Here is a 9,432-nt window from a genome sequence, read left to right on the forward strand (position 1 = left end):
GGGGGCCGGGCGGCCGGGGCAACACTCCTGACCATGCGAGTGGCGCGCCACAGGCTTGCCGGGCCCCCGCTTCTCCACCTGTACGGCGTCCGACTACCTGAGCCGCGGCAGACCATCGAGTGCCCTGGTAACGAAGCAGTACTAGGAGACGTCCGGCTCCCCGTACCCTCCACCCCCCGGCGTCCGGATCACCAGTACGTCCCCGGCGTCGATCTCCGCCACGTCGCACCCCTGGAGCGCTTCCTCCGTGCCGTCCGCCCTGCGGACCAGATTGGCGCCGGTCGCGCCCGGTCCGCCGCCCGCCATGCCGTACGGCGGCACCCGCCGGTGGCCGGTCAGCAGCGCCACCGTGACCGGCTCCAGGAATCGCAGCCGCCGTTCGGCGCCCCTGCCGCCGCGCCAGCGCCCGCGTCCGCCGCTGTCCTCCCGTACGGCGAAGCTCTCGACCCGTACGGGGTAGCGCCACTCCAGCACCTCGGGGTCGGTCAGCCGGGAGTTGGTCATGTGGGTCTGCACGGCGTCCGCGCCGTCGAAGCCGTCGCCCGCGCCCGAGCCGCTGGCGACCGTCTCGTAGTACTGCACGCGGTCGTTGCCGAAGGTGAGGTTGTTCATCGTGCCCGAGCCCTCGGCCTGTACGCCCAGCGCGGCGTAGAGCGCGCCGGTGACCGCCTGCGAGGTCTCCACGTTGCCCGCGACGGTGGCCGCGGGGAATGCGGGCGCCAGCATCGAGCCGGGCGGGATGCGGACCTCCACCGGCTTCAGGCAGCCGCTGTTGAGCGGGATGTCCTCGGCGACGAGCGTGCGGAAGACATAGAGCACCGCGGCCATCACCACCGAGCTGGGCGCGTTGGCGTTTCCGGGCAGCTGCGGCGAGGTCCCGGCGAAGTCCAGCACCGCGCTGCGCGCTTCCCGGTCCACGGTGAGCGCGACCTGGATCACCGCGCCGCCGTCCGTCTCGTAGCGGTACGCGCCGTCCTCCAGGCGCGCGATGATGCGGCGCACCGATTCCTCGGCGTTGTCCTGGACGTGCCCCATGTAGGCGCGCACCACGTCCAGCCCGAACTCGGCGATCATCTTGCGCAGCTCGCGGATGCCCTTCTCGTTGGCGGCGATCTGGGCGCGCAGGTCGGCGATGTTGGCGTCCGGGGCCCGCGAGGGGTACGGCCCGGCGGCGAGCAGGGCGCGCGTCTCCTCCTCGCGCAGCGTCCCGTCCCGTACCAGCAGCCAGTTGTCGAAGAGGACGCCCTCCTCCTGGATGGTGCGGCTGAAGGCGGGCATGGAGCCCGGGGTGATGCCGCCGATCTCGGCGTGGTGGCCGCGCGAGGCGACCAGGAACAGCAGCTCCCGCCCGGCGTCGTCGAAAACCGGGGTGACGACGGTGACGTCCGGCAGGTGCGTACCGCCGTGGTACGGGTCGTTGACCGCGTACACATCACCCGGCCGCATGTCACCGGCGCCGCGCCGCCGCTTCAGCACCTCCTTGATGGACTCCCCCATCGACCCGAGATGCACGGGAATGTGCGGGGCGTTGGCGATGAGGTTGCCCTCGTGGTCGAAAAGGGCACAGGAGAAGTCCAGCCGCTCCTTGATGTTGACCGAGTGGGCGGTGTTCTCCAGGCGCACGCCCATCTGCTCGGCGATGGCCATGAAGAGGCTGTTGAAGACCTCCAGCATGACCGGGTCGGCGTCGGTGCCGACCGCCGCGCCGCCCGCGCGCGGCCGGGCCCGGGTCAGCAGCAGGTGGCCGCGCTCCCCGGCGCGCGCCTGCCAGCCCGGGTCGAGGACCGTCGTCGCGTCGTCCTCGGCGATGATCGCGGGACCGGTGAGCGTATCGCCGGGGCGCAGGTCGTCGCGGGTGTACAGCGCGGTGTCCTGCCAGCGCCCCTGCGCGAACATCCGGACCCGCGCGACCGGTGCCAGCTCCCCGGCCCGCTCCCCCGTCGGCAGCTCGTGCCCGGCCGTGCCGCCCGGCGCGCCCACCGCCTCGACCGAGACCGCCTCGGCGATCAGCGGCTTGTCCATCGTGAAGGCGTAGCGCGCGCGGTGCGCCTCGACGAACTCCGCGGCCATCGCCCGCGGCGTGTCCAGCGCCACGGCGAGGGCGGAGTCCGTGCCCGCGTAGCGCAGCATGACGCGGGCCCGGGTGGTGATGCTCTCCTCCGGCACGCCGTCGGCGAGCAGGTCGCGGTGTGTGCGGCCGGCGAGCAGGTCGCACACACCGTGCACCTCCGCGACGGCCCCGGCGTCCGACTCCGGGTCGATCTCCACCTCGACGGCCTGCTCGCGCATCGCCGTCGCGTCGGCGACCCCGATGCCGTACGCGGACAGCACACCGGCCAGCGGCGGTACGACGACCGTGCCGATGCCCAGTGCGTCGGCGACCGCGCAGGCGTGCTGGCCGCCCGCGCCGCCGAAGCTGGTGAGGACGTAGCGCGTGACGTCGTAACCGCGCTGTACGGAGATCTTCTTGACCGCGTTGGCCATGTTCAGCACGGCAATGTCCAGGAAGCCGGCCGCGACTTCCTCGGGGCCGCGCCGGTCGCCGGTGGCCTCGGCCGCCTCCTCGGCCAGCCGGACGAAACGCTCCCGTACCGTCGCGTCGTCCAGCGGCCGGTCGCCGTCCGGGCCGAACACCGCGGGGAAATGGGCGGGCTGGACGCGGCCGAGCATCACGTTGGCGTCGGTGACGGTCAGCGGGCCGCCGCGCCGGTAGCAGGCGGGTCCCGGCACCGCGCCGGCCGAGTCGGGGCCCACCCGGTAGCGCCGTCCGTCGAAGTGCAGTACGGAGCCGCCGCCCGCCGCGACGGTGTGGATGTTCATCATGGGCGCCCGCATCCGTACGCCCGCGACCTCGCTGCCGAAGATCCGCTCGAAGGAGCCCGCGTAGTGCGAGACGTCGGTGGAGGTGCCGCCCATGTCGAAGCCGATCACCCGGTCGTAGCCGTCGTCCGCCTCGGCGGAGGAGCGGGCCATGCCGACCACGCCGCCCGCGGGCCCGGACAGCACCGCGTCCTTGCCGCGGAAGTGCGCGGCCTCCCGCAGCCCGCCGTTGGACTGCATGAACATCAGCCGTACGCCCGGCAGTTGGCCCGCGATGTCGTCCACGTACCGGCCGAGGATCGGCGAGAGATAGGCGTCCACCACCGTGGTGTCGCCGCGCGGCACCAGCTTCATCAGCGGGCTGACCTCATGGGAGCAGCTGACCTGCGTGAAGCCCGCCTCCTTCGCGAGGGCGGCCACGGCCTTCTCGTGATCCGCGTGGCGGTAGCCGTGCATGAGCACCACCGCCGCGCTGCGCAGCCCGTCCGCGTACGCCCGGGCCAGCGCCGCCCGCACCGCGTCCGTCTCCAGCGGCCGCACCACAGCGCCCCGCGCGTCCACCCGCTCCGGGACCTCGATCACCCGCTCGTACAGCGCCCCGGGCAGCACGATGCGCCGGTCGAAGATCCGCGGCCGGTTCTGGTAGGCGATGCGCAGCGCGTCCCGGAAGCCCTCGGTGGTCACCAGCACGGTCGGCTCGCCCGTGCGCTCCAGCAGGGCGTTGGTCGCCACGGTCGTACCCATCTTGACCACGGCGATCCGCTCGGCGGGGACCGGTGCGCCGGGCGCCAGGCCCAGCATCATCCGGATGCCCGCCACGGCGGCGTCCTCGTCGGCGCCCGGGCGGTGCGAAAGCAGTTTGCCGGTGACCAGTCTTCCGTCGGGCCGCCGGCCCACCACATCCGTGAACGTGCCGCCCCGGTCGATCCAGAACTCCCAACGACCTGTCATACCGCCATTGTGGCAGCGGACTTGGCGGGACCGGCGATTTCCGCCCGGCCGCGCGCCCGGCCCGGACCGACGCGGCGGGCCCCGGCCCCGGTGGGGACCCCGGCGCAATTCACTTCATCGCCTTTACGCCCCCTTGACCATCCGCGGAAACGTCACTTCGACGGTGTTTCCATCATTCCGTACTAATTCCATAATTACCTCTCTGACCTGCGGTGATTCCTCAAAAGAGTGCTGCTGCCCGGAATCCTTTTACTAGCTCTTGGTTTCCTGGGACCGTCGATCCCACGACACCCCAACGGCTCGCGACCGGCGAGTCCGGGAGGCGGGAGAAGCATGCAGTACGGCAGCGCTCTGCGCGAGGCGGTCCGATCGCCTCGTACGACACCGCTCATCGGCATCTACGACATGTATTCGGCTTCCATCGCGGCACAGCACTACGACGGGATGTTCGTCTCCGGATTCGGCTTCGCCGCGTCCCATTACGGCCTGCCCGACATCGGGTTCATCGCCTGGCCGGACATGGTGCAGTTCGTGGAACGGCTGCGCCTGGCCTTTCCGGCCCACCACCTGCTCGTGGACATCGACGACGGCTACGTGGACCACGAGGTCGCCTGTCACGTCGTCCAGCGCCTGGAGCGCTGCGGCGCCTCCGGAGTGATCCTGGAGGACCAGCGCAGACCGCGCCGGTGCGGTCACGCCGAAGGCAAGCTGATCCTCCCCCTGGAGGACTACCTCGACAAACTGAACATGGTGCTCGCCAGCCGCAAGGACCTGGTCGTGGTGGCGCGTACGGACGCCACGGAGGAGGCGGAGATCGTCCGGCGGGCGGCGGCGCTCGCCGAGACCGACGCGGACGTGGTCCTCGTGGACGGGGTGCGCAGCGTGGCGTGGATCGAACGGATCCGGTCCGTGGTGGGCGGCAAACCCCTGCTGTTCAACCAGATCGCGGGCGGCAAATCCCCCCGCCTCTCGCTCACCGAACTGACCGAACTCGGCGTGGACGTGGCGATCTACAGCACCCCGTGCCTGTTCGCCGCGCACGGCGCCGTCGACGGCGCGCTGGCCGACCTCAAGGCGGCCGACGGGCGGCTGCCCGACACGGGCAGCGGCGGCAGCGTCGAACTGAGGGCGGCCACCGAGCTGTTGGAGCGCAACATCAGCAGGCGGCGGGCACCCCGCGAACCGGCTCCCATCTGAGACGAGGCTCTCGTATGGCACCGAACCCCTCTCGGGGCGGCGCCGGGCGGCTCCGGGACCGTGTGCAGCGGTCCCGGGCCGCGCGCCCGTCCACACCGGCCGTCGCCGTCGCGGTGGTCACGGGCGTGCTGTGGGGCGGCGCCGCCGCCCAGGCCGCCCCGCAGTCCCCACCGCTCCCGCCGCACACACCCCAGCCGTGCGCGTCCTCCGACAGCCAGGAAGAACCGCCGGCGCCGCCCCGCGGCAGCACGTCCGTCGGCCTGCTGGTGATCGACAACTCCTCGGCGGACTCCTGGCTGGAGGTCGACCGGACGCTCAACACCCTGCTCGCCGGCAAGGGCACGGCGGGCAGCGACCACGACGGTGGCGGCGGCGCCATCGACGTACGGACCCGGGACGCGAACGGCCCCGGCGCCGACCCGGCGCGCGTCGGGCACCCGCCCTGGCAGACCGGTGACGATGAGTGAGACGGCGGGGGACTCCCGTCCGGGCCGCCTGAAACGGGCGGCCCGGACGGAGCGGGCGGGCCGGCCGAGGCGGACGCACCGACCGAGGCGGGCGGACCGGCTGCGGCGCGCGGCCGACCCGTACGTCGCCGCCCTCCTCGGGACGGTCCTGCTCGCCACCCTGCTGCCCGCGACCGGACGGGGCGCCGAGGCCGCCGGGGCCGCCGCCGACCTCGCCATCGGGCTCCTGTTCTTCCTCTACGGGGCGCGGCTGTCCACCCGGGAGGCGGTGCGCGGGCTGCGGCAGTGGCGGCTGCACCTGCTGACCGGGGCGAGCACCTTCGTCCTGTTCCCGCTGCTCGGCCTGGCGGCCGGCGGCCTCGTCCCGTTCCTCCTCACCGACCGGCTGTACGTGGGGCTGCTCTTCCTGTGCGTGGTCCCTTCCACTGTCCAGTCCTCGATCGCCCTGACCTCCACGGCCCGGGGCAACGTCCCGGCCGCCATCTGCGCCGGCACGTACTCCAGCCTGGCCGGGATGGCTGCCACCCCGCTGCTCGCGGCCTGGCTGATCGGCTCCGCCCTCAGCTTCTCGGCGGCCGGGCTGGTCTCGATCGCCACCCAGCTCCTGCTGCCGTTCGCCGCCGGGCAGGTGCTGCGCTGCTGGGTTGGCGGCTTCCTCGCCCGGCACCGCAAACCGCTCGGTCTCCTGGACCGCGCCTCGATCCTGCTCGTCGTCTACACCGCGTTCAGCAAGGGCATGGTCCAGGGCATCTGGCACCAGGTCACACCCGCCCGGCTGCTGGCCCTGCTGCTCCTGGCGGCGGGCCTGCTGGGCACGGCGCTCGTCACGACCTCGTTCGCCGCGCGCCGGCTGGGGTTCTGCCGGGAGGACCGGATCACCATCGTCTTCTGCGGCTCGAACAAGAGCCTGGCCACCGGACTGCCCATGGCGGCGGTGCTGTTCGGCGGCGCGGCGGGCCTGGTCGTCCTGCCGCTGATGCTCTACCACCAACTCCAGCTGACGGTCTGCGCGTTCATCGCCGCCCGCTGGGCCCGACGGCCGGCGGACCCGGCCGTACCGGAACCGTCCCCGCGGCTTCCGCTCCGTCCGGCCGGCCCGGAGGAATCACCGGGCTGACGGCGGGCGGCACGGGCTCCGCCGCCGCGTCGTGCGCCGCGAGGAAGGCCGCGACCGCGGGCTGCCAGCCGTACCCCTCGGCGCGCTGCCGGGCCGCCGCCCGGCGGTGCGCCTCGGGCCGGGCGAGGACGCGCAGCACCGCGTCGGCGTACGAAGCGCCGTCGTCGAGCGCGGTGTCGCCGCCGGGCCCGACCAGGCCGGCGAGGGCCGACGCGGCGCCGGCGACGACCGGGGTGCCGCATGCCAGTGCCTCCAACGCCGCCAGGCCGAACGTTTCCGCCGGTCCGGGCGCCAGCGCCACGTCCGCGGCGGCCTGGAGGGCGGCGAGCTCGGCCGGATCGGCGAGGTGCCCGAGGAACACCACGGGCAGCCGCTCGGCCCGTGCGCGGGCGGCCAGACGGGGCCGCAGCGGCCCGTCCCCGGCCACCACCAGCGCCGCGTCCACACCCCGCCACCGCAGCTCCGCCAGGGCCTCCAGCGCGCGTCCCGGCCGCTTCTCCGGCGAGAGCCGCGAGCACAGCAGCAGGAGCACATCGGCACCGCCCGCGCATCGCCGCCGCAACTGCGAGCTGCGCAGGCCTGGGTGACGTTTCGTCAGGTCCACGCCGAGCGGGGCACGTACGACGTTGCGCGCGCCGAGCCGGGTGAACTCGGCCGCCGCCCACTCCGTCGTGCAGACCACCCGGCTGTACGCGTGCGCGGTCCGGCGGTTGGCCCGGTCGGCGGCGGAGCGCGCCGGTCCGCGCGGCACGCCCCAGGCCCGCAGCACCCCGTCCACACTCTCGTGGGACACCATCACCGCCGGGACACGGGCCCGCCGCGCCCACTCGCCGGTCCACCGCAGCGTCGTACGGTCCGAGACCTCCAGGCGGTCGGGGGCCAGCGCCTCCAGGACGCGCCGTACGCGGCGCCGGTCGGCCAGCACGCGGTAGCCGCCCGTCCCGGGCAGGACCGGGCCGGGCAGGGTGATCACGCGGCCGTGGTCGGTGCTCTCGTCGCGTACGCAAGGGCCGGGGACGATCAGGACCGGTTCGTGGCCCGCGGCGCGGTACCCGGCGCCCAGGGCGCGCAGAGCGGTGCGCAGCCCGCCCGACTCCGGGGTCACGAAGTTCGCGAGCCGTACGATGCGCAGCCCGGCGCCGGTGTACTGGGCCTGGTCGGGGACGTGGATCGCGGAGGTGCCCGGCCGCGCCGTCATACGGTCACCGCCGTCCGGCGCGTGAGCACGTCCTCGTAGTGGCCCAGCAACTCGTCACCGACCACGTCCCATGTGCGGTGCTCGACCGCCGCACGGCCGGCCGCGCCCAGCCGAGCGCGGGCGGCCGGATTCCCGGCCAGCCGCTCGACGGCGTCCCGCACCGCCTCCCCGTCGCCCGGCGGCACCAGCAGGCCCGTGCGGCCGTGCTCGACGAGGTCCAGCGGGCCGCCCGCGGCCGGGGCCACGACGGGCACCCCGGCCGCCATCGCCTCCTGGAGGGTCTGACAGAAGGTGTCGTAACGACCGGTATGGACAAAGATGTCCAGCGACGCCATGAGGCGGGCCAGCTCGTCGCCGGTGCGGCGCCCGAGGAAGCGCACGCCGGGCAGGGCGGTGCGCAGGCCGGGGGCGCTGGGCCCGTCCCCGATCACCACGGTCCGTACGCCGGGCAGCCGCGAGACCGGGGCCAGCAGGCGCACCTCCTTCTCCGGCGCGAGCCGCCCGACGTACCCGACCAGCAGGTCCCGGCCCGCGGCGAGCGAACTGCGCAGCACCTCGTCGCGCCGGGCGGGGTGGAAGCGCGCGGAGTCCACACCGCGCGGCCACAGCCGCAGCCTGGGTACGTCATGCGCGGCGAGGTCGTGCAGGGCGGAGCTGGACGGCGCCAGGGTGCGGTCGGCGGCGGCGTGCACGGCCCGCAGGCGCCGCCAGGCGGCGGCGCTGCCGGTGCCCAGGTAGGCGCGGGCGAAGCGGGCGAGATCGGTCTGGTAGACGGCGACGACGGGCACGCCGCGCCGCGCGGCGGCCGTCATACCGCGCGCGCCGAGGACGAAGGGACTGGCCAGGTGCACGACGTCCGGGCCGTGCGCGTCCAGTGCGGCGGCCAGCCGGCGGCCGGGCAGCGCCAGCCGGACCTGCGGATAGCCCGGCAGCGGCACCGAGGGGACGCGGACCACCGGGCAGGGGCCGCCCCGCCCGCCGTCCGGCGCCCCGTCGGCCCCGAGCGGGGCGACGACGAGCAGGTCGTGTCCGCGCCGCACCAGGTGCCGGGCGGTTTCCAGGGCGCAGTGGGCGACGCCGTTGACGTCGGGCGGGAAGGACTCGGTGACGATGACAACACGCATAGGCCTTTTGTCGGCCCACCGGGCATGGCCCCGGCCACGTGGATCTGTCCAGCCGGGGAACGTCCCATGAGCGTTGGCGCCCGCGCCGGGACGGCGCCCCCCGGCGGCACCCCCGCGGGCCGGCGGCGCCCCTCAGACCGCCGGCGCGTCCGGCCCGAACCGGGCCCGTACCGCCGTCTGCACCTCGGCCTCCTCGGCCGGATCGGCGGCCAGCCGGCGCAGCTGCTCCACGACCCGGTCGTCACCGGTCGCCGCGTGGCGGGCGGCCAGCTCCCTGGTCGTCTCCTCGCAGTCCCACAGGCACTCGACGGCGAAGCCCGCCGGGAAGCCGGGGTCGGTGACGGCCAGCGCGGCAGCGGCGCGGCCTCTGAGGTGGGACGAGGAGGTCTCGCGGTATATATGGCGCAATACGGGCGCCGCGCAGGCCACGCCCAGTCGGCCCGCCCCGTCGACCAGCTCCCACAGTCCGTCCGCGTCCGGGCCCTCCATGCGGACCGTACGGCGCAGCGCGGCCAGGACCAGGTCGGCGTCGGGGCGCCCGCCGCGGCGGGCCAGCAT

Annotated in this window: 6 protein-coding genes and 1 pseudogene; 3 read left to right on the forward strand and 4 right to left on the reverse strand. The window is 74.4% G+C overall.

The genetic code is table 11. From position 1 onward, the window contains the following. Positions 1 to 141: 141 nt before the first annotated feature. Positions 142 to 3,771 (reverse strand): hydantoinase B/oxoprolinase family protein, encoded by a 3,630-nt coding sequence (locus IH45_RS0123300; RefSeq protein WP_030671674.1) that lies wholly within the window; start codon positions 3,769 to 3,771, stop codon positions 142 to 144. Positions 3,772 to 4,104: 333 nt separating this feature from the next. Between IH45_RS0123300 and IH45_RS0123305 the strand changes: the two genes are divergently transcribed. Genes IH45_RS0123305 through IH45_RS1000000148030 form a run of 3 tightly spaced genes read left to right on the forward strand, consistent with a single transcriptional unit; the run spans position 4,105 to position 6,552 of the window. Beyond that, positions 4,105 to 4,968 carry an isocitrate lyase/PEP mutase family protein gene (locus tag IH45_RS0123305; RefSeq protein WP_030671676.1) on the forward strand — a complete coding sequence of 288 codons (864 nt, stop codon included), beginning with the start codon at positions 4,105 to 4,107 and terminating at the stop codon, positions 4,966 to 4,968. 14 nt (positions 4,969 to 4,982) lie between these two features. Further along, the gene (locus IH45_RS01000000144005; RefSeq protein ID WP_032918149.1) at positions 4,983 to 5,435 is read left to right on the forward strand and encodes a hypothetical protein; all 453 of its coding nucleotides are present in this window, start codon (positions 4,983 to 4,985) and stop codon (positions 5,433 to 5,435) included. Beyond that, a complete protein-coding gene (locus IH45_RS1000000148030) occupies positions 5,428 to 6,552 on the forward strand; it encodes a bile acid:sodium symporter family protein (RefSeq protein ID WP_030671681.1) in 1,125 nt (374 codons plus the stop codon). The genes IH45_RS01000000144005 and IH45_RS1000000148030 overlap by 8 nt, the downstream gene beginning before the upstream one ends. Here IH45_RS1000000148030 and IH45_RS1000000148035 read toward each other — a convergent pair. The 3 genes and pseudogenes from IH45_RS1000000148035 to IH45_RS0123330 form a co-directional block, all read right to left on the reverse strand. Further along, positions 6,449 to 7,750: a glycosyltransferase gene (locus IH45_RS1000000148035; RefSeq protein WP_107058700.1), complete on the reverse strand. Its 1,302-nt coding sequence runs from the start codon at positions 7,748 to 7,750 to the stop codon at positions 6,449 to 6,451. The genes IH45_RS1000000148030 and IH45_RS1000000148035 overlap by 104 nt on opposite strands. After that, positions 7,747 to 8,874 carry a glycosyltransferase family 4 protein gene (locus tag IH45_RS0123325; protein WP_030671685.1) on the reverse strand — a complete coding sequence of 376 codons (1,128 nt, stop codon included), beginning with the start codon at positions 8,872 to 8,874 and terminating at the stop codon, positions 7,747 to 7,749. Before IH45_RS0123325 ends, IH45_RS1000000148035 begins: the two co-directional genes overlap by 4 nt. A gap of 132 nt (positions 8,875 to 9,006) precedes the next feature. After that, positions 9,007 to 9,432: pseudogene (locus IH45_RS0123330) on the reverse strand (HEAT repeat domain-containing protein); the annotation flags it as partial.

Source organism: Streptomyces rimosus subsp. rimosus (assembly GCF_000720725.1).
Lineage (GTDB): Bacteria > Actinomycetota > Actinomycetes > Streptomycetales > Streptomycetaceae > Streptomyces > Streptomyces rimosus_A.

Bases quoted from the DNA above. Each gene is read 5' to 3' on its own strand.
- IH45_RS0123300 (WP_030671674.1), bottom strand. From the start codon at position 3,771: ATGACAGGTCGTTGGGAGTTCTGGATCGACCGGGGCGGCACGTTCACG.
- IH45_RS0123325 (WP_030671685.1), bottom strand. From the start codon at position 8,874: ATGCGTGTTGTCATCGTCACCGAGTCCTTCCCGCCCGACGTCAACGGC.
- IH45_RS01000000144005 (WP_032918149.1), top strand. From the start codon at position 4,983: ATGGCACCGAACCCCTCTCGGGGCGGCGCCGGGCGGCTCCGGGACCGT.
- IH45_RS1000000148035 (WP_107058700.1), bottom strand. From the start codon at position 7,750: ATGACGGCGCGGCCGGGCACCTCCGCGATCCACGTCCCCGACCAGGCC.
- IH45_RS0123305 (WP_030671676.1), top strand. From the start codon at position 4,105: ATGCAGTACGGCAGCGCTCTGCGCGAGGCGGTCCGATCGCCTCGTACG.
- IH45_RS1000000148030 (WP_030671681.1), top strand. From the start codon at position 5,428: ATGAGTGAGACGGCGGGGGACTCCCGTCCGGGCCGCCTGAAACGGGCG.